The sequence below is a fragment of the Solicola gregarius genome, from assembly GCF_025790165.1.
Lineage (GTDB): Bacteria > Actinomycetota > Actinomycetes > Propionibacteriales > Nocardioidaceae > Solicola > Solicola gregarius.
The window spans coordinates 1,273,748-1,291,370 of sequence record NZ_CP094970.1; the positions used below are offsets into that span (position 1 = coordinate 1,273,748).

Annotated in this window: 19 protein-coding genes; 5 read left to right on the forward strand and 14 right to left on the reverse strand. The window is 68.4% G+C overall.

The window, feature by feature from the left end:
• Window positions 1-27: 27 nt before the first annotated feature.
• Entirely contained in the window at window positions 28-711 is a 684-nt protein-coding gene (locus tag L0C25_RS06390) for a DedA family protein (RefSeq protein ID WP_271635605.1), read from the reverse strand.
• Between the two features lie 148 nt (window positions 712-859).
• Between L0C25_RS06390 and L0C25_RS06395 the strand changes: the two genes are divergently transcribed.
• On the forward strand, window positions 860-1,225 hold the full coding sequence (locus L0C25_RS06395) for a thioredoxin family protein (protein WP_271635607.1): 366 nt from the start codon (window positions 860-862) through the stop codon (window positions 1,223-1,225).
• A gap of 117 nt (window positions 1,226-1,342) precedes the next feature.
• On the opposite strand, the gene L0C25_RS06400 is transcribed toward L0C25_RS06395, so the two are convergent.
• A complete protein-coding gene (locus tag L0C25_RS06400) occupies window positions 1,343-1,990 on the reverse strand; it encodes a LysE family translocator (RefSeq protein ID WP_271635609.1) in 648 nt (215 codons plus the stop codon).
• A 27-nt stretch (window positions 1,991-2,017) separates the two neighbouring features.
• Complete coding sequence (gene pdxH, locus L0C25_RS06405) at window positions 2,018-2,659, reverse strand: pyridoxamine 5'-phosphate oxidase (RefSeq protein WP_271635611.1); 642 nt, start codon at window positions 2,657-2,659, stop codon at window positions 2,018-2,020.
• Between the two features lie 79 nt (window positions 2,660-2,738).
• Here pdxH and L0C25_RS06410 point away from each other — a divergent pair, with 79 nt between their 5' ends.
• Window positions 2,739-3,839 (forward strand): citrate synthase 2, encoded by a 1,101-nt coding sequence (locus L0C25_RS06410; protein ID WP_271635612.1) that lies wholly within the window; start codon window positions 2,739-2,741, stop codon window positions 3,837-3,839.
• A gap of 183 nt (window positions 3,840-4,022) precedes the next feature.
• On the opposite strand, the gene L0C25_RS06415 is transcribed toward L0C25_RS06410, so the two are convergent.
• The 3 genes from L0C25_RS06415 to L0C25_RS06425 form a co-directional block, all read right to left on the reverse strand.
• Window positions 4,023-4,697, reverse strand: a complete 675-nt coding sequence (locus tag L0C25_RS06415; protein ID WP_271635613.1) for a hypothetical protein — start codon at window positions 4,695-4,697, stop codon at window positions 4,023-4,025.
• Window positions 4,694-5,248 carry a SigE family RNA polymerase sigma factor gene (locus L0C25_RS06420; RefSeq protein ID WP_271635614.1) on the reverse strand — a complete coding sequence of 185 codons (555 nt, stop codon included), beginning with the start codon at window positions 5,246-5,248 and terminating at the stop codon, window positions 4,694-4,696. Before L0C25_RS06420 ends, L0C25_RS06415 begins: the two co-directional genes overlap by 4 nt.
• A 196-nt stretch (window positions 5,249-5,444) precedes the next feature.
• Window positions 5,445-5,960, reverse strand: coding sequence for a hypothetical protein (locus tag L0C25_RS06425; protein WP_271635615.1), 516 nt, complete (start codon window positions 5,958-5,960; stop codon window positions 5,445-5,447).
• A gap of 233 nt (window positions 5,961-6,193) precedes the next feature.
• On the opposite strand from L0C25_RS06425, the gene serC reads away from it, so the two are divergent.
• Window positions 6,194-7,321: a phosphoserine transaminase gene (gene serC, locus L0C25_RS06430; RefSeq protein ID WP_271635616.1), complete on the forward strand. Its 1,128-nt coding sequence runs from the start codon at window positions 6,194-6,196 to the stop codon at window positions 7,319-7,321.
• A gap of 66 nt (window positions 7,322-7,387) precedes the next feature.
• On the opposite strand, the gene L0C25_RS06435 is transcribed toward serC, so the two are convergent.
• The 4 genes from L0C25_RS06435 to L0C25_RS06450 form a co-directional block, all read right to left on the reverse strand.
• On the reverse strand, window positions 7,388-8,371 hold the full coding sequence (locus L0C25_RS06435; RefSeq protein ID WP_271635617.1) for a hypothetical protein: 984 nt from the start codon (window positions 8,369-8,371) through the stop codon (window positions 7,388-7,390).
• A 196-nt stretch (window positions 8,372-8,567) separates the two neighbouring features.
• Window positions 8,568-9,905: an MFS transporter gene (locus tag L0C25_RS06440; protein ID WP_271635618.1), complete on the reverse strand. Its 1,338-nt coding sequence runs from the start codon at window positions 9,903-9,905 to the stop codon at window positions 8,568-8,570.
• On the reverse strand, window positions 9,902-10,345 hold the full coding sequence (locus L0C25_RS06445; protein ID WP_271635619.1) for a MarR family winged helix-turn-helix transcriptional regulator: 444 nt from the start codon (window positions 10,343-10,345) through the stop codon (window positions 9,902-9,904). The genes L0C25_RS06440 and L0C25_RS06445 overlap by 4 nt, the downstream gene beginning before the upstream one ends.
• Window positions 10,346-10,425: 80 nt before the next feature.
• On the reverse strand, window positions 10,426-11,880 hold the full coding sequence (locus L0C25_RS06450) for an NCS2 family permease (RefSeq protein WP_271635620.1): 1,455 nt from the start codon (window positions 11,878-11,880) through the stop codon (window positions 10,426-10,428).
• A 73-nt stretch (window positions 11,881-11,953) separates the two neighbouring features.
• On the opposite strand from L0C25_RS06450, the gene L0C25_RS06455 reads away from it, so the two are divergent.
• Window positions 11,954-12,352: a DUF2530 domain-containing protein gene (locus L0C25_RS06455; protein ID WP_271635621.1), complete on the forward strand. Its 399-nt coding sequence runs from the start codon at window positions 11,954-11,956 to the stop codon at window positions 12,350-12,352.
• A gap of 73 nt (window positions 12,353-12,425) precedes the next feature.
• Here L0C25_RS06455 and L0C25_RS06460 read toward each other — a convergent pair whose 3' ends face one another.
• The 3 genes from L0C25_RS06460 to L0C25_RS06470 all read right to left on the reverse strand — a co-directional run bounded on the left by L0C25_RS06460 (window position 12,426) and on the right by L0C25_RS06470 (window position 15,450).
• A complete protein-coding gene (locus tag L0C25_RS06460) occupies window positions 12,426-13,964 on the reverse strand; it encodes an MFS transporter (RefSeq protein ID WP_271635622.1) in 1,539 nt (512 codons plus the stop codon).
• A gap of 47 nt (window positions 13,965-14,011) precedes the next feature.
• Complete coding sequence (locus L0C25_RS06465; protein ID WP_271635623.1) at window positions 14,012-14,473, reverse strand: MarR family winged helix-turn-helix transcriptional regulator; 462 nt, start codon at window positions 14,471-14,473, stop codon at window positions 14,012-14,014.
• A gap of 194 nt (window positions 14,474-14,667) precedes the next feature.
• Complete coding sequence (locus tag L0C25_RS06470) at window positions 14,668-15,450, reverse strand: DUF3027 domain-containing protein (RefSeq protein ID WP_271635624.1); 783 nt, start codon at window positions 15,448-15,450, stop codon at window positions 14,668-14,670.
• A 115-nt stretch (window positions 15,451-15,565) separates the two neighbouring features.
• Between L0C25_RS06470 and L0C25_RS06475 the strand changes: the two genes are divergently transcribed.
• The gene (locus L0C25_RS06475; protein WP_271635625.1) at window positions 15,566-17,176 is read left to right on the forward strand and encodes an MFS transporter; all 1,611 of its coding nucleotides are present in this window, start codon (window positions 15,566-15,568) and stop codon (window positions 17,174-17,176) included.
• Window positions 17,177-17,192: 16 nt separating this feature from the next.
• Here the strand turns inward: L0C25_RS06475 and L0C25_RS06480 are convergent, their stop codons facing one another.
• The gene (locus L0C25_RS06480) at window positions 17,193-17,588 is read right to left on the reverse strand and encodes a cold-shock protein (RefSeq protein WP_271635627.1); all 396 of its coding nucleotides are present in this window, start codon (window positions 17,586-17,588) and stop codon (window positions 17,193-17,195) included.
• Window positions 17,589-17,623 lie beyond the last annotated feature (35 nt).

A 17,623-nucleotide genomic window follows, 5' to 3' on the forward strand; every position in this document is an offset into this window, starting at 1 on the left:
CCTGAACGTGCGGCCCAGCGGGGCTGGCTAGGGCTGCAGCTGCCCGGTCAGCGACAGATCGGGCGCTGCGGCCAGGTCGGAGTGATGTGGCCGTGGCGCACCGGCACGCAGCAGGACCGGGTACCGGATCGGCGTGGGCCGGTGCCGCCACACGGCCCAGGCCGTCGCCGCGATGGCGGCGGTTGCGACCAGCCACCAGGTCGCCGGACCGATCCGGTCGTACGTCGCGCGGGCGGTCGTGACGGCGAGGTTGCCGCCACCCACGTACACCGCCGCCCACAGCATCGACCCGGACAGCGAGGCGGGCAGGAACCGCGCGTACGCAAGCCCGGAGCTGCCCGCCGCGGCCGGCGTCAGCGTGCGTACCAGCGGCAGCATCCGGGTGAGGAACACCGCGGTCGCGCCGTGGCGGCGGAGCAGGTCCATGGCGCGGTCCCAGTGCTCCGTGCCCACCCGCGCGACGGCGCGCGACCGCCGGATCCGGTCACCCTGCGTACGCCCGAGCCAGTAGCCCACATGGTCGCCCGAGCAGGCACCGAAGCTGACGGCCGCGAAGACGAGCAGGGTCGCGACCGGGCCGTCGACGGTGGCGGCGATCGCCACGACCGCGGTCTCCCCCGGCAGCACCATCCCGAGACCGAGGCCGGACTCCGCGAACGCGAACCCGTACGCGGCCGCCATGGCCACCGGCACGGACTGCAGGCCCAACATGCCACGAATCCTGTCCGAGCGATGTTGCGCCCGGCGGTACGCGAGGCGACTTCGCATCGAACGCCCGGCGAATCCGGCGCGCCCGCAGGAACAGAACGTCGGCGGCACGTGTTCACCTGGTGGACACCTTTTCGAGAGGAATCATGCAGTGACGACACGCAACCTGACCGGCGACGACTTCGAGACGACGGTCGAGTCCGACGGCATCGTCCTCGTCGACTTCTGGGCGGAGTGGTGCGGGCCATGCCGCCAGTTCGGCCCCGTATTCGAGGCCGCGTCGGAGAAGCACGACGACATCACCTTCACCAAGGTCGACACCGAGGCCGAGCCGATGCTGTCCGGCGGGCTGGGGATCAGCTCGATCCCGACCCTGATGGCGTTCCGCGACGGCATCTGCCTGTACGCGCAGCCGGGCGCGCTGCCGGCACCGGCCCTCGAGCAGCTGATCGACGCCGTGCGCGACGTCGACATGGACGAGGTACGCGCGGAGCTGGCGAGCCAGTCGTCCAGCTGACCCGGGCCAACCTTGCCCCGCGGATTACCATGGGCCCATGGTAATCCGCGCCGCTACCCAGCAAGTTTGCTGGGGGGCGGCGACAACTTGCTGGGTAGCGGTGGCCGATGCCGAGCGTCAGCGACTCGACACCGCCACCCGCAGGCCGAGCCCGATCAGCACCACGCCGGAGATCGCCTCCATCCGGCGGCGTACGGTCGAGCGCCGGAACCAGGCGCCCACGCGCGCGACCCCGGCGGCGAGCGACAGATAGAGCACCAGCTCGATCGCCACCTGCAGCAGCCCCAGCCACGCCGTGGTCGCGAACAACGGTCGGTCGGCCGGGATGAACTGCGGGTAGAACGCGACCATGAACACCGCGGCCTTCGGGTTGGCCAGCTGCACCATCAGACCCTCGGCAACGGCGCCGAGCACGCCGCGCGAGCGGTCCGGTGAGTCATCGACGAGGTCCCGCGCATCGTCCAATCGGCGTTCACGCCACGCGGTACCCAACGCGCGTACGCCAAGGAAGAGCAGCACACCCGCACCCACCACCCGCAACGCGAGATACGCGACCTCCGACGCCGCGACCAGAGCCGCGAACCCGGCGGCGGCCAGCAGCGCCCATACGTAGATCCCCAGCTCGAGTCCGAGGATTGTGGCAGCCGCACTCCCGAACCCCCGCAGCGAGGCGCGCCGGATGATCAGCACCATCGCCGGTCCGGGGGACGCCGAGATGAGTGCGACGGCGATCGCGAACGACGGCAGCAGGGTCAGCATGTCCATACGCGTCAGTCTCGCACCGCGTACGCGTTACGGCGCGAGACGCTCGCGGTGCCAGCCGGACGGCGCCCGTGTGAACTTGATCCGGTCGTGCATCCGGCTCTCGCGCCCCTGCCAGAACTCGACCGACTCGGGCCGCACCAGGTAGCCGCCCCAGTACGCCGGCCGGCTCACGCCGTCGGGGTAGGCCGCGGCGGCGTCCGCATAGTGCTCGTCGAGAACGCCGCGATCGGCGATCGCACGCGACTGCGGTGACGCGACCGCACCGAGCTGCGAACCGTGCGGCCGGGAGGCGAAGTACGCGTCCGAGTCTCCGGGTGACGTACGCGCGACGGTGCCCTCGATGCGTACCTGGCGCTCGATCTGGTGCCACAGCATGGTGAGGGCGGCGTACGGGTTGCTCTCCAGCTCCTCACCCTTGCGCGACTCGTAGTTGGTGTAGAAGCGCACGCCGTCGCCGTCGATGCCCTTCAGCAGGACGATCCGCACCGACGGCTTGCCGTCCGGAGAGGCCGTCGCGAGCGCCATCGCCGTTGGCTCGTGTAGACCCGCCGCGACCGCCTCCGCCATCCAAACGTCGAACAGGGCGATCGGGTCGTCGCCCGCGTCTGACTCGGCGAGACCGGAGCGTGCGTACTCGTTACGGATTCGCGACATGTCGATGCTGCTCACCCCTCCAACATAGGGCGTCGCGCCAGGCTGGTTCGGGCGGATACCGGCGTACGCACGCGGTCACGTGCAGAATGTGCGCATGACTGTTGTCCACGCCGGACTCGAGGGCGTCATCGCGTTCGAATCCGAGATCGCCGAACCAGACCGGGAAGGCTCCGCGCTGCGCTACCGCGGTGTCGACATCGAAGACATCGCCGGCCACGTGCCGTTCGAGAAGGTGTGGGGGTTACTCGTCGACGGGCGGTACGAGCCGGGGCTCCCGCCCGCACAGCCGTTCCCGATCCCCGTGCACTCGGGCGACATCAGGGTCGACGTACAGAGCGCGATCGCGATGATCGCACCCGCGTGGGGCCTGCGCCAGCTGTACGACATCGACGCCGACCAGGCCCGCGACGACCTCGCGCGCACGGCGGTGATGGTGCTCTCGTACGTCGCACAGGCGGCCCGCGGGATCGGCGAGCCGATGGTGCCCGAGGCCGAGGTCGACGAGGCGTCCACCATCACCGAGCGGTTCATGATGCGCTGGCGCGGTGAGCTCAACCCCGCTCATGTGAAGGCCGTCGACGCGTACTGGGCGTCCGCCGCCGAGCACGGCATGAACGCGTCCACCTTCACGGCCCGCGTCGTCGCCTCGACGGGTGCCGATGTCGCCGCCGCTCTGTCCGCCGCGGTCGGAGCGATGTCAGGGCCGCTGCACGGCGGCGCGCCGTCACGGGTGCTGCACATGCTGGACGAGGTCGAACGCACCGGCGACGCACGCGCGTACGTGAAGGCGGTGCTCGACAACGGCGAACGCCTGATGGGGTTCGGGCACCGGGTCTACCGTGCCGAAGACCCTCGTGCGCGCGTGCTTCGTCGTACGGCCCGCGAGCTCGCCGCGCCGAGGTACGAGGTCGCCGAGGCACTCGAGCAGGCGGCCCTCGCCGAGCTGCGTGAGCGTCGGCCCGACCGCGTCCTCGAGACGAACGTCGAGTTCTGGGCGGCGATCATCCTCGACTTCGCGGAGATCCCGCCACACATGTTCACGTCGATGTTCACCTGCGCACGCACGGCCGGCTGGAGTGCGCACATCCTCGAGCAGAAGCGCACCGGTCGGCTCATCCGCCCGTCCGCCGCGTACGTCGGCCCGGACGCGCGTCCGGCCGACAGCGTCGAGGGCTGGAACACCGCCTGGGCGTAGGTACGAGACGAGCGTCCAGACACGCCCGACGACCGGTCGCTATCGGACTGAGTCAGTCTGCTGCGCGGGTGTAGTAGGCGACGAACACGGTGTCGACTTCAGCTGGCTCCCGTCGATGGCGACGGCGCAACGTGCCTTGCGAGGGCACGTACGCCATCGTTGCCGTACGTACGTGCCGCGGCGCTACTCAGACGGCGGCTCGCCGGTCATGTCGTAGGCACCGATTCCGAGCAGCCCGTCGAACTCCTTGCTCGCGTCGCCCTCGGTCGAATTGACGTGGAACCCACTAAGCAAGAGACTCAACTTGATCGTGACTGGCTCACCCGCCGTAGCACCGTGCCGACGCCAGTAGGCTCTCACGTCTTCTGCAGTTCCCACGCCACCCACCTGAAGTGGGGCGAGCTCTTTCGCGTCCACGACAGGACTGGCTTGAGCACAGTTGGGTTCGATTCGACGACCGTTCACCCTCACGACTGCCACACGTCCATGCGCTGCACGCTCCGCACAATCCAACGCCACGAGGAAATCCAGGTCGTCCGGCGTGAACGTGAGCGTGACAATCTCTTGGCCCTTATCGCCCGTTACCGATGTGTACATCGTATAACCGTCGATCGTCACCGGGAATCGTTCGGTCTCTTCGGACCGCCCGGCCGGTGCCGGTCCGGTGTCGTCGTCAGACAGGAGCGGCACGGTCACAAGTCCAACGACAACGAGCACCACCGCCGCGAGGGTTGCGAGGCCCCTGTGACGGCGCTGATCGGCCGCCTTCTCCCGGATCCGAGTCATCCGATCCGGGACCGGAACATCGGTCTCGTGCGCCCGCTCGCGGAACGTGGCGCGCAGATCGTCCTCGATCAAAGCGATCGTCCCCCATCTCCCGTGTCGGCGACGATATAGGTCCCGTCCAACGTCGGATCACGACGAAGCCGTGTCAGGGCCTTACTGGTCTGGCTCTTTACCGTACCAACCGAGCAACCCATAACCTCGGCGATCTGGGCTTCGCTCAGGTCCTCGTAGTAGCGGAGCACGAGCGTGGCGCGTTGTCGTTTCGGTAGCCGGCCGACCGCTTCCCAGAGATCGAACTTCGGTCCCACGGCGTCCGTCGGATCCCTGTCTGCGCCTTCGGGAAGGAACTCGGTGGGACGTTCCCCGTTCCAGCGACGTCGTCTCCAGCTCAGGTGCTCGTTGATCAGCATCTTGTGGACGTAGGGCACCGGGCTACCCTTGATGCGCTTCCATTTCCGCCAAGCCTTCGCCAGCACCGTCTGAACGAGATCCTCGGCGAGGTGATTGTCGCGCGTGAGAAGGTACGCGGTGCGACGGAGCACGCCCGCCCGCGCCGCGACGAACTCCTCGAACGGGATCTGACGAGTCGAATCGCAGTCAGGCTCACACGATTCCGTACTCACTCACTGCCCCTCCCGCAGCTCCGGTCCACGTCGTCCCACGAGCCAATTCATCTGGATGAGTGACCCTACCGATGACCACGGCTTGATGCACCTGCGTGGACATGCTCACGCATCTTGCTTGTCCTCGCGACCCCAGACAGACGTAGAGCGGCCATCGAACCGCGTGGTTCGATGGCCGCTCGTTTGATCATTCCGATCAACTCACCTGGCAGCGGCCCTTCTGGGTGCCCGACTTGGTGATGCGAAGGAACTTCTTCGCCGAGCCCTTCGGCAGCTTGACCGTGGTCTTGCCGATCACCTTGTACTCGCGGTACTCCCGCGGGCAGAACGTACGAACGGTCGACTTGTTGTGGTTTGCCCTCTTCTCGGACGTCTTCTTGTACGCGTCCGAGGCCTTCGTCTGGACGAGTCGCACCGACGTCCAGATCTTCGGGACCTTCCGGTTGCACTTGGTCTTCGCCGTGCTGCGGATCCACTTGTGACCCTTGCCGACGCGCGGCTTGAACTGCAGGCCAAGCGCACACTTGACCTTCTTGCGTGCGGACGCCTTGGAGGCGGACTTGGCGGTAGCCGTCGAGCTCTTGGCGCTGACGGTGTCGCTCGAACCCTGGCCGTCGGTCGCGCCGGTCGCGTTCGCAGGACCGGCGATGAACGCCCCGCCCGCGAGTACCGCGGCGGCGACGGTCAGTCGCTGTACGCGCATTGCTGTCATATTTTTCCCACTCCCCGAGCTCAGGCGAGCTCGTCTCATACTTGCGAACCAACGACGCACACGCACCTAAGGCACCCTCACGCCGTGTCTGCAGCCGCCTAGGTTACGGGAACTCCACGGCGACGGGCAATTCGGCACCAGCATCCGGCGGCTCCGAGCGCCGCCCGCGACCGCTCCCAGCCCGGTCGACACGCACCGTACTCACGCCGACCAACGGTTGCGACAATTGCGTCATGACATCACCGGACATCGCGCTGCCCACTGGCCTCCTGCCGTCCGACGGACGATTCGGATCGGGTCCGTCGAAGGTCCGTGTCGAGGCAGTCGAGGCACTGTCCGCGACCGGCACGGCGCTGTTGGGCACGTCACATCGACAGGCGCCGGTGCGCGACCTCGTCGCGCGCGTACGCGAGGGCGTACGAACCCTGCTCGGCGTACCCGACGAGCACACCGTCGTCCTCGGCGTCGGCGGTGCGACGGCATTCTTCGACGCCGCGACCTGCTGCCTGGTACGCACGCGCAGCCAGCATCTCGTGCACGGTGAGTTCACGTCGAAGTTCGCGACTGCCGTCGCCAAGGCGCCGTTCCTGGATGCGCCGAGCGTGCGCGAGAGCGCGTCGACCACCCACCCGGCGCCACAGCCCGAGCCGGGTGTCGATCTGTACGCCTGGGCACACAACGAGACGTCGACCGGCGTGATGGCACCGGTGCATCGGGTCGCCGGCGCGGACGCCGATGCGCTCGTGGTGATCGACGCGACCTCCGCGGCAGGTGCACTCCCCGTCGACATCGCCGACACCGACGTGTACTTCTTCGCACCACAGAAGGTGTTCGCATCCGATGGCGGACTCTGGATCGCGACCATGTCGCCGGCGGCGGTCGACCGCGCGCGCGAGATCGCGGCATCGGGCCGGTGGGTGCCCGCATTTCTCGACGTGGTGACCGCCATCGACAACTCGGCGAAGAACCAGACATACAACACGCCGTCGCTCGCATCGCTGTTCCTGATGGCCGAGCAGACCGACTGGATGCTCGACAACGGCAGCCTCGACTGGGCCGTCGAGCGTGTGACGAGGTCGTCGACGACGTTGTACGAGTGGGCCGATGCGAGTGCGTACGCGAACCCGTACGTCCCCAACCCGGTCGACAGGTCGCTCGTCGTCGGCACGATCGACCTCGACGGGGTCGATGCGAAGCAGGTCAGCGCCGTGCTGCGCGCGAACGGGATCGTCGACATCGACGGCTACCGCGGGCTCGACCGCAACCAGCTACGGGTCGCGATGTACCCGGCAATCGAGCCCGAGGATGTCGAGGCGCTGACGCACTGTGTCGACTACGTGGTCGAGCGCCTGACCGCCTGACGACACCCCCGCTGGGCCGCGCGTTTCAGCCGCGTTCTCCGCGACTTCGGGGCTCAAACGTGCGGCTCAGCGGGCTCTGCTGCGGCGTGCCGCGATCACGAGACACCCGACCAGCAGTACGAGCACGACGCCGAGGCCGACGAGAATCCTGACCCCGAGGTCGAGTTGCGACTGCTCGTCGCTCTGATCGTCGGATGCGTTGTGGCGTTCGGACTTCGGCGTCGCGTCGGTCGGCTCGGGTAGGTCGATCCGAAGGATCTGAGACGGCAGTCCTTCGGTGCCGACGAGGAACGACCGGCCGTCCGGCTCGACCGCCAACGACTCGCCCTGGCGCTGGGCGGGCAGCTCGGTCGACCACGTCTCCTTCCAGGTCTTCGAGTCGTACGCGACCGCATTCCCGTACGTACGCAGGACGATCCGGTCGCCGTCCGGGGTGAACGATCCGTCGGTGACGATTCCCGGCACCTGCGCCTTGCGGACGGGCCGCAGCACGTTGGGCCGATCGGCGCGAAGGTGAGCAGGCGCGCGGTACGCGGTGCCGGACACCAGGCCCTTGGACACGACGAGGATCTGCTGGGACTCCGGGCCGACGAGCAGCGTCTCGGCGTCCTGCGGACCATTGCGATAGCGCAGGGGGTAGCGCCTCGGTGTCACGGTCGAGTCGCCGCGGCCGGGCTCCGGGAACGCGTAGAGCGCGATGTCCGTGCGTGCGGCCGCGTTGTCACCGATGTCGGCCACCCACATCGTGCCGTCGGAGCCGAGCCCGAGCGCCTCGGTATCGGCGAGGGAGTAGCCGCTGAGGGTCGTGACGCCCACCACGTCCCCGCTCGCGCGGTCGATCGCGTACACCGAGGCGGCGTTGTCCGAGTCGTTGATCGTGTACAGCAACGACGGATCGGTCGGGCTCACGGCGAGACCGCTCGACTCGGCGATGCGCTCGTCGGTGATGGTGGTGACGTGCTCGCCGTCGCGGTTCGCCTGCGCGGATGCGGGTAGCGCGATGGCGGCGGCGACGACGCCGGCGACGACGCCGGCAGCGCGACGGCTCATCGGCTGACCAGGGCCGCGACCAGCACGACGATCAGCAGGAGTACGAGCAGCCCCGGAATCAACATGCGGCGGTATCGGGGATGCACGGGTAAACCGTAAGCCCCGCACGGTGAGGAGAGGGTTCTGGCCCTGTGAGGAGAGGATTTCGGTGCACCGAAATCCTCTCCTCACAGGGCCAGGATCCTCTCGTCAGCGTTCAGTTGGAGGCGGCGTCGTTGGCGGCAGCGCGGAGTTCGCGCTCGCGTACGCGGGCCTGGATGATCTCGGCGCGGGACGCGACCACCCAGGTGGGCCGGCGCCCGAGCTTCGGTCGTACGACCAGACCGGTGTGCCGGGTGAACAGCGCGAGCGCGACAAGAGTGCCGACCAGCGTGATCAGGCCGCCGGCGATGAGCGTCCAGCGCGCGCCGAACGCTTCGCCGATCCAGCCGATGAACGGCGCCCCGAGCGGCGTACCCCCGAGGAAGATCATCAGGTACAGCGCGGAGACGCGTCCACGCATCTGCGGGTCGACCGACAGCTGGATCGTGGCGTTCGCCGACGTCACCATCGTCAGCGCCGTCAGCCCGAGCAGCGGGAGGATGACGGCGAACGTGAGGTACGTCGGCATCAGGCCCGACGCGATCTCAACGAACGCGAACGCCACCGCGGCACCGACCACGAGCCGCTGTCGCGGACGCGGGCGACGCGCCGCGAGCAAGGCGCCGCCGAGAGATCCGATCGCCATGATCGAGCCGAGCAAGCCGTACTCACCCGCGCCCTTGTGGAACACCTCGGTGGCCATCAGCGCGCTGGTCATCTGGAAGTTCATCCCGAACGTGCCCACGAAGAACACGGTCGCGAGCAGCAGCATCAGGTCGGGCCGCGAGCGGACGTATCGGATGCCGTCGCGTACAGCGCCCTTGCCTCGGTCGGCCGGTTCCGATGGGCGCAGTTCGCGGGTGTCGAGGATGCGCAGCGAGTACAGCACCGCCAGGTAGCTGAGCGCATTGATGACGATCACCCACCCGGTCGCTGCGGCCCCGGAACCGAGCGCGGCGATCATCACGCCGGCGACGGCCGGGCCGATCATCCGACCGGAGTTGAACGATGCGGAGTTCAGACCGACGGCGTTGGACAGGTCGTCGGGTCCGACCATCTCGACGACGAAGGACTGGCGTGCCGGCGCGTCGAACGCGGTCGCGATACCGAACGCGAACGCGAGCACGTACACATGCCATGGCACGGCGACGCCGGTGATCGCGAGTACGCCGAGCAGGGCAGCCGGAAGGGCCATCGCGATCTGGGTCACCGACAGCACGGTGCGCTTCGGGAAGCGGTCGGCGACGAGGCCGGCGTACGGCGAGATCAGCAGCGCGGGCAGAAGCTGGAGTCCGGTCGTGATGCCGAGCGCCGTTCCGCTGTTGTCGGTGAGCTGCAGGACCAGCCAGTCCTGTGCGACCCGCTGCATCCACGTGCCGACGTTGGAGATGAGTGCGCCTGCCGCGTAGATGCGGTAGTTGCGAATCGCCAGCGAGCGGAATGTCGGACTCAAACGGTGGACAACCTCTCCAGGATCACAACGGCTTCACGCAACGTCTCGCGTTCGCCCGGCTCGAGCTCGCGCAGCCGCTTGGCCAGCCAGACGTCACGGCGCTTGCGCTCGGCGGCCAGCCATTGCTCGCCGTCGTCGGAGATGGAGATCACGACCTGGCGGCCGTCGGTCGGGTGTGGCGCGCGGGTCACATAACCCATGTCTGCAAGGCAGTTGACGATGCGCGTCATCGTCGGCGGCTTGACCTGCTCCGCCTCGGCGAGCGCGCCCAGCGTGAGCGCACCGAGGCGACGCAGTGCGCCGAGTACGGCGGCCTGGTTGGGCGTCAGGTCCGACCGTCGCTCCTTGCGGAGGCGCCGGTTCAGCCGTACGACCGCGACCGCGAGGGCCTGCGCGAGCCCGATGTCGGTACGAGCGAGCTTCGCGACATGATCGGGCATATCGTTAGCATAAGTCATTACCTATGCTAACGACATCTCCGAACGGGGTATTCCTCGTCACATGAGGCGGGACCTCATAGTCAGCTGACCCAGTGACGCACCGGCTCGATCGCGAAGTACAGCACGAACATCGCCGCGACTACCCACATCAGTGGGTGCACGACACTCGCCTTGCCACGTACGACCTTCAGCAGCACGTACGTGATGAACCCGGCACCGATGCCCGCAGTGATCGAGTACGCGAACGGCATCAGCGCGATGGTCAGGAACGCCGGGATGGCGATCTCGATGTCGTCCCATGGGATGCCCTTGACCTGCGCCATCATCAGGAACCCGACGAGCACCAGGGCAGGGGTCGCCGCTTCGTTGGGGATGGCGCTGACCAGCGGCGTGAAGAACGCCGCGAGCAGGAACAGCGCGCCGGTCACGACACTCGCGAGCCCCGTACGCGCGCCCTCCCCGACGCCGGACGCCGACTCGATGTACGACGTGTTGCTCGAGATGCTCGATGCTCCACCGGCGATCGCCGCGACCGAGTCGACGACCAGGATGCGCTGCGTGTGTGGCGGCGTGCCGTCCTCGTCGTTGAGACCGGCCTCGGCGCCGATCGCCGTCATCGTGCCCATGGTGTCGAAGAAGTCGGCGAGCAGCAGGGTGAAGACCAGCAGCAGGACGGTGACGAACCCGGCCTCCTCGAACGACCCGAGCAGGTTGAACTCCCCGAGGAGCGAGAGATCGGGGAGGTCGGCGATGTCGTCGGGCCACGCCGGCACGTTGAGGTTCCACCCCCGCGCGTTGACGAGCTCGCCGTCGACGACGCTTGGCCCGACGTCGGCGATCGCCTCCACGACCACCGCGAGGATCGTCGTTGCGACGATCCCGAGCAGGATCGCGCCGGGCACCCGGCGCGCGTACAGCGTGATCATCAGCAGCAGCCCGAGGCAGAAGACCAGCACCGGCCATCCCGCGAGCGTGTTGTTCTCCTCGGGCAGGCCGAGCCCGATCGGCGGTGCGGCCAGGCCGGTGCTGCGTACAACTCCCGCGTCGACGAGGCCGACCAGCGTGATGAACAACCCGATGCCCACGGAGATCGCGGTCTTCAGCGGCACCGGCACCGCCAGGAACACCGCCCGCCGGAAGCCGGTCAGCACCAGGACGAGGATCACAACCCCCTCGATCACGACGAGACCCATCGCGTCCGCCCACGTCATCTGCTGCGCCACCGCGTACGCGAGGAACGCGTTGAGACCCAGCCCGGTGGCCAGCGCCAGCGGGAAATTCGCGACGACGCCCATCAGGATCGTGATGACGCCGGCGACGAGTGCAGTGGTGACGGCGACGAGACCGAACGCCTCGGCAGCATCACCGCCGCCGATGAACCCGCCGTCCGCGTCGGGTACGCCGGAGATGATGATCGGGTTCAAGACGATGATGTACGCCATCGTGAAGAACGTGACGACGCCGCCGCGTACCTCGCGGCCGACCGTGGACCCACGACGGGAGATCTGGAAGTAGCGATCGAGGCTGGCGATCATGTCGCTCCTGGTCTGGGAGGTGGCCGCGAGCCGTGTAGAACCCGCTGCCGTCGGGCAGCGGTAGCCTAGTGCTGTGAGTCATTCCGCGCAGCCCAGCGAGCCCCCGAGCAACCGCGAGCGCGCGCGCCGGGAGCGGATCGCGCGGCGCCACGAGCTCGGCCGGCCCGATGTCACTGAGATCGAGGTCGGCCAGCGCACGTACGCGGTTGCGGAGGTCGAACCGCTCGACGTCGACGGCGTCCGTACGGTCACCATCGGCACGGCGCTGTGGCTGGTCGCGTTCGTCGCCCTGCTGCCGTTCGTCGGCCCGCTACGCGATGCCGGACAGATCTGGTGGTTGTGGACCTGCCTGGCCGGCTTCGGCCTGGGCCTGATCGGCATCGAATACTGCCGGCGACGCCGCCAGGCGCTCCAGCTCCAGCCGGGTCTGCGCCGCAACGACACCTCGCAGTTCGGCGCGGCGGGCTCGTAACCGACAACGGTTCATACGAGAGCGGGGTTCCGGCGATTGCCGGAACCCCGCTCTCGTGTACAGCGCTCGACGACTACCCGACGTTCGCATCGACCTCGTCGTCGTCGTACTTGCGTACGGTCAGCCGCAGCGGCACCTCGCGGATCGAGACGACCGCGATCAGGCTGATCACCGCAACCACGGCCGCGACCAGGAAGATCCGCCCCGTCGCGTCGGCGTACGACATGCGAATCACGTCGACGACCGGCTCGGGAAGACTCTTGAGGTCGAGCACGCTGGACGACCCCCCGCCCGCGGATGCCTGGTCGGGATCGACGCCCAGGTCGGACAGGCCAGCGGCGATCTTGTCCGAGACCCGTGAGGCCAGGATGGCGCCGAGTACCGAGACGCCGACGGCGCCTCCGAGAGAGCGGAAGAACGCGACGGTGCCACTTGCCGCACCGACCTCGGTCACGTCGACGGTGTTCTGCACGGCGAGCACGAGGTTCTGCATCATCATGCCCATTCCGAGGCCCATCAGGATCATGAAGATGCTCATGTGCCAGATCGGCGTCGCGTGGTCGATCGTGCCGAGCATGCCGAGTCCGCAGATCAGCAGGATGCTGCCCGCGACCAGGAAGCGCTTCCACTTGCCCGTTCGGGTGATGATCGCGCCCGCACCGGTCGTACCGACGAACGAACCGAGCATCATCGGGACCATCAGCAGACCGGCCTCGGTCGGCGAGTAGCCCTGCGCGACCTGGAAGAACTGACCGAGGAACACCGAGCTGCCGAACATCGCGATGCCCACCGCGACGCTGGCGACGATCGCCAGTGCGGTCGTGCGCTCGCGTACGACCCACAGCGGCACCAGCGGCTCCGGATGCTTGCTCTCGACGTAGATCGCGCAGGCCGCGGCGACCAGGGCGCCGACGACGAACAGCGCCGACTCCCAGGACATCCAGTCGAAGCTCTGACCCGCGAACGAGACCCAGACGAGCGGCAGGCTCGCCGCGATCGAGATCAGGATCGCCCCGACGTAGTCGATGCGGACCTTGCGCTTGATCGTCTCGATGTGCAGGTAGCGCTGCAGGATCACCAGGCTCACCACCGCGAGCGGCACGCAGACGTAGAAGCACCAGCGCCAGCCGAGCCAATTCGTGTCGACGATGACCCCACCGATGAGCGGGCCGCTGATCGTGGCGAGGGCCATCGTCGCGCCCATGTAGCCGCTGTAACGGCCGCGGTCGCGTGGCGGGATCACCGACCCGATGATCGACTGCGCGAGCGCCGTCAACCCGCCCATGCCGAGACCCTGCAGGGCGCGACAGGTCAACAGCTCGGGGACGTTCTGGGACATGCCGGCAAAGATCGAGCCGACGACGAAGACGATGATCGCGAGCTGGACGAGCAGCTTCTTGTTGAACAGGTCCGAGAGCTTTGCCCAGATCGGGGTCGAGACCGTCATCGCGAGCAGGGAGATCGTGACAACCCAGGTGTACTGGGTCTGGCTGCCCTCGAGATCACCGATGATGGTCGGCAGCGCGTTCGACACGATCGTCGAGCTGACGATCGCGGTGAACAGCGCCGCGAGCAGGCCGGCGAGCACCTCGAGGATCTCTCGATGTGTCATCTCCGGTTCGTGCGCCTCACTCCGGTTCGGCGCCGTTGATGCTGAGGTCATGAGTCCTTCTCGTCGTGATGGTCGTGAAGCAGCTTGGCCGCGACCTCGTCGAGGACGGCGGCCGTGTGCGCGATGCGCTCCTCGCTCCAGTCTTCGAACCGCTGGGCGAGGTAGTGCGAGTACTTCCGGTCGAACTCGGCCAGGAGCTCGCGCCCGGCCTCGGTGATGGCGAGCAGCGCGGCGCGGGCGTCGGCGGGATCGGTACGCCGCTCGACGTACCCTCGCTCGACCAGGCAACCGACCTGGCGGCTCACGACCGATGCGTCGATGCCGTACTCGGTGGCGATGTCACCCGCGCGGGAGTCGCCGTGGGTGAGCAGGTAGCGCAGCAGGGCGGAGTCCGTGCGGCTGAGCGATGTCTCGAGGCGGTCGAACCTGCGGCCGCTCGCGCGCATCGCGCGACTGAACCTGGTGATCGCGTCGAGCAGCGTCGGCCTCGTTGGCGCAGTGGTTGTCATGGGCGTTCCCGGGGGATGGATACTTGGTTTCCGCAAGCAACCGTACATCGTGTGTATGCAGCAACCAAATGAATGTGGCGGGCGGCACATGACGTACCTTTACCATGTTTACATGGTAAACAGTCGCCTTGCACGGCAGATTCGCCATGCAAGGCGTACCTTTACCATGTAAACATGGTAAAGGTACGTCCTCGCTAGAACAGCTCGATGTCGTCGGCACCGACCGTGTCGAGCACCGGCGCCGGCAGCTTGCGCGGCGCCGATGCGCGCGACAGCTTCGTCTTCGAGTGCGCACCGCAGCCGTGGTCGAGCGAGACCACCCGGCCGTCGTCGTTGGCCAGCCCGTTGGAGCAGACACCGAACAGGGTGCCGAGCGGCCCGGACATCGACACCAGGAAACCGCACGTACGACAGTGGTGCGGCGCCTGCCTGGTCAGCTCGTTGTCGGGACCCTGCGGACCCTCGTACCACCGCTCCGCCGCGAGGTCGCGGCCTTCGAGCGAGAGCACGCGGAGCCGGCCGAGGCCGACCTCGTCCGCGACCGGGCGCACCGAGCTCGGGTCGACCAGTGCGTCGACGGCCGAGTCGCCCGCGGACCAGCCGGGCACGAGCCGCGGGTCGTCGTCCTCGGGCGGCAGCAGGTCGCCGGGGCTCATGTCGCCGGGTTGTACGCGCTCGCGGTAGGGGGTCCAGTCGGGCGCGATGATCGCATCGGCGCCGGGCAGCAGCACGATCTCGTTCACGGTGACCGACCGCTGACGCGGCGCCCGCGTCACGGTCACCGACCAGCGCCACCCGCGGTAGCCGCGGCGGGTGCAGGCGAACTCGTGCGAAACCGTGCGCTCACCCTCCGCGCGTACGCCCTGGTGTTCGCCGACGTCGGCGGGCCCGACCGCCTCGAGCAGGGCAGCGCGAGCCGCCTCGACGGCATTGGCGCCGACCGAGTCGGGGCGCGACGTACGTGCTGTTGGTGCCACGAGACCGATTCTCTCGCACGAGCATCCCCGCACGCCAACCGGCCGCCACTCTCGCGTCGACCGAGACCCGGACGTCGGCTGAACGCAGTCCCCGGCGTGCGGCAGGATAAGGGCCGTGGAGCCACCGAACCAGCCGCCGCCCCCGGGCGATCCGGGGCCGCAGCACGACGGCCCCGAGTCCCGCCGCGCGGCGAAGGCGGCCCAGTCGACCGGCCGGGCCGCCCAGGCCGTCGGACGCAGCGGGCGGTTCGCAGTACGCAAGGCCCGCCAGCTCACGCATGCACAGGGCGCGGGTGAGTCCGGACTGGCCCGCCTGCTCGAGCTGCACGCCTTCAACACCGGCGGCGACGCCGCGGTCGCCGTCGCGCTCGCCGGCACGTTGTTCTTCGCCGGCGCCACCAGCGAGGCGCGCAGCGACGTCGCGTGGTTCCTGCTCCTCACGATGGTTCCGTTCGCGATCGTCGCACCGCTGATCGGGCCCTTCCTCGACAGGTTCCGCCGCGGTCGCAGGTGGGCGATCGGCGCGACCATGGCGATCCGGGCATTCTGCTGCTGGATTCTCGCCGGCGCGGTCGCGGACGAGTCGACGGCGACGCTCTACCCGGCGGCACTCGGCGTGCTCGTGGCGTCGAAGGCGTACGGCGTGACGCGCGCCTCGGCCGTCCCCCGGCTGCTGCCACCGCAGATCACGCTCGTGAAGGCGAACTCTCGCATCTCGCTCACGGGCACGGCCGGTGCGATGCTGTCTGGGCCCATCGCGGCCGCCACTGCGCTGATCGGCGCCGAGTGGACCTGCCGGTACGCGTTCGTGCTGTTCACGATCGCGACCATCCTCGCGATCCTGCTGCCCGAGCGTGTCGACTCCTCCGAGGGCGAGGAACAGGTCGGCATGGCGTCGATGGGCGGTGCGCGTACGCGCGGTGGCCCGGCGATCGCGCCGAGTGTCGTCAGGGCGCTCCGCGGCAACGCCGGCATGCGGTTCCTGATCGGGTTCCTGCTGATGTACATGGCGTTCGTGATGCGCAACCCGACCTTCGACGGATGGGACAGCACCACCGAGACGACCATCCTGCTCGGTCTCGTCCTCGGTTCTCTCGGAGCCGGCCAGACGGCCGGCACGCTGATCGCGTCGTTCGTACGATCGCGGGCGCCCGAGGCGGTGATTCTGGTCGTGATGGTGCTCGAGGCGATCGTGCTCGTCGCGTGCACCCTGCTGTTCTCGATCCCGGCGGCGATCATCCTCGCCCTCACCGCGGGCGTGTGCGGCTCCCTCGGCAAGCTCAGCCTCGACGCGCTGATCCAGCGCGACATCTCAGAAGACGTACGTACGAGCGTGTTCGCGCGGTCCGAGACGCTGATGCAGCTGTCGTGGGTCGTCGGGGGCTTCGTCGGCATCCTCGCACCGCTCGACCCGCCACGCATCGGGCTGACGATCGCGTCGATCTGTGTGGTCGTGTGGACCGGGTTCGTCCTGTACGCGCGGGTCTCGTCGAGGCGCGCGGCGCATCCGTCGGCGCAGCAGGCGCCCGATGACCCGAATCCGACCCGGCGCGAGGCCAGGCCGGCGGACGCCACACGCGCCTACCCGGAGCCTCGGCACACCCATCCGGACGACCGGACGATCCCGCACGAGCCGATCCCGCCGGACGACCCGACGCTCCGCAACCGACCGGGTAGGCACGACCCGCCGCCCCCGCCGCCGACCGAGCCGCCATACAACGCCTAACCCTCGAACAGCGCCCCTACGAGTCGAGCTGGTCGGCGAGTGCGCGGAGCAGTGAGGCGGTCGGCTTCGCCGTTCGGGAGTCCGGGTGCCGGCCGTGCCGGTAGCCCTCGCCGAGGCCGTCGAGGAGACCGATCAGGTCTTCGACGATCACGACCATCTCCTCGGGCGGCTTACGACTCGCCCGCGCCTTCGCCTTCGCGACCGACGGCGGCTTGTCGAGAAGGCGTACCTGCAGGGCCTGGTCGCCCTTGCGTCCCTGCACGATGCCGAACTCGACCCGCGTGCCCGACTTCAGGGCCGTCACGTCCGACGGCAGCGCGTCGGACCGGACGAAGACGTCGCCGCCCTCGTCCTTGCTCAGGAAGCCGAAACCCTTGTCGGCGTCGTACCACTTCACCTTGCCAGTGGGCACGGGTGGCCTTTCGTCGTGATCGGATGCATTGGGCA

Bases quoted from the DNA above. Each gene is read 5' to 3' on its own strand.
- L0C25_RS06410 (WP_271635612.1), top strand. From the start codon at position 2,739: ATGACTGTTGTCCACGCCGGACTCGAGGGCGTCATCGCGTTCGAATCC.
- L0C25_RS06435 (WP_271635617.1), bottom strand. From the start codon at position 8,371: ATGAGCCGTCGCGCTGCCGGCGTCGTCGCCGGCGTCGTCGCCGCCGCC.
- L0C25_RS06460 (WP_271635622.1), bottom strand. From the start codon at position 13,964: ATGACACATCGAGAGATCCTCGAGGTGCTCGCCGGCCTGCTCGCGGCG.
- L0C25_RS06390 (WP_271635605.1), bottom strand. From the start codon at position 711: ATGTTGGGCCTGCAGTCCGTGCCGGTGGCCATGGCGGCCGCGTACGGG.
- L0C25_RS06400 (WP_271635609.1), bottom strand. From the start codon at position 1,990: ATGGACATGCTGACCCTGCTGCCGTCGTTCGCGATCGCCGTCGCACTC.
- serC (WP_271635616.1), top strand. From the start codon at position 6,194: ATGACATCACCGGACATCGCGCTGCCCACTGGCCTCCTGCCGTCCGAC.
- L0C25_RS06445 (WP_271635619.1), bottom strand. From the start codon at position 10,345: ATGCCCGATCATGTCGCGAAGCTCGCTCGTACCGACATCGGGCTCGCG.
- L0C25_RS06425 (WP_271635615.1), bottom strand. From the start codon at position 5,960: ATGACAGCAATGCGCGTACAGCGACTGACCGTCGCCGCCGCGGTACTC.
- L0C25_RS06450 (WP_271635620.1), bottom strand. From the start codon at position 11,880: ATGATCGCCAGCCTCGATCGCTACTTCCAGATCTCCCGTCGTGGGTCC.
- L0C25_RS06465 (WP_271635623.1), bottom strand. From the start codon at position 14,473: ATGACAACCACTGCGCCAACGAGGCCGACGCTGCTCGACGCGATCACC.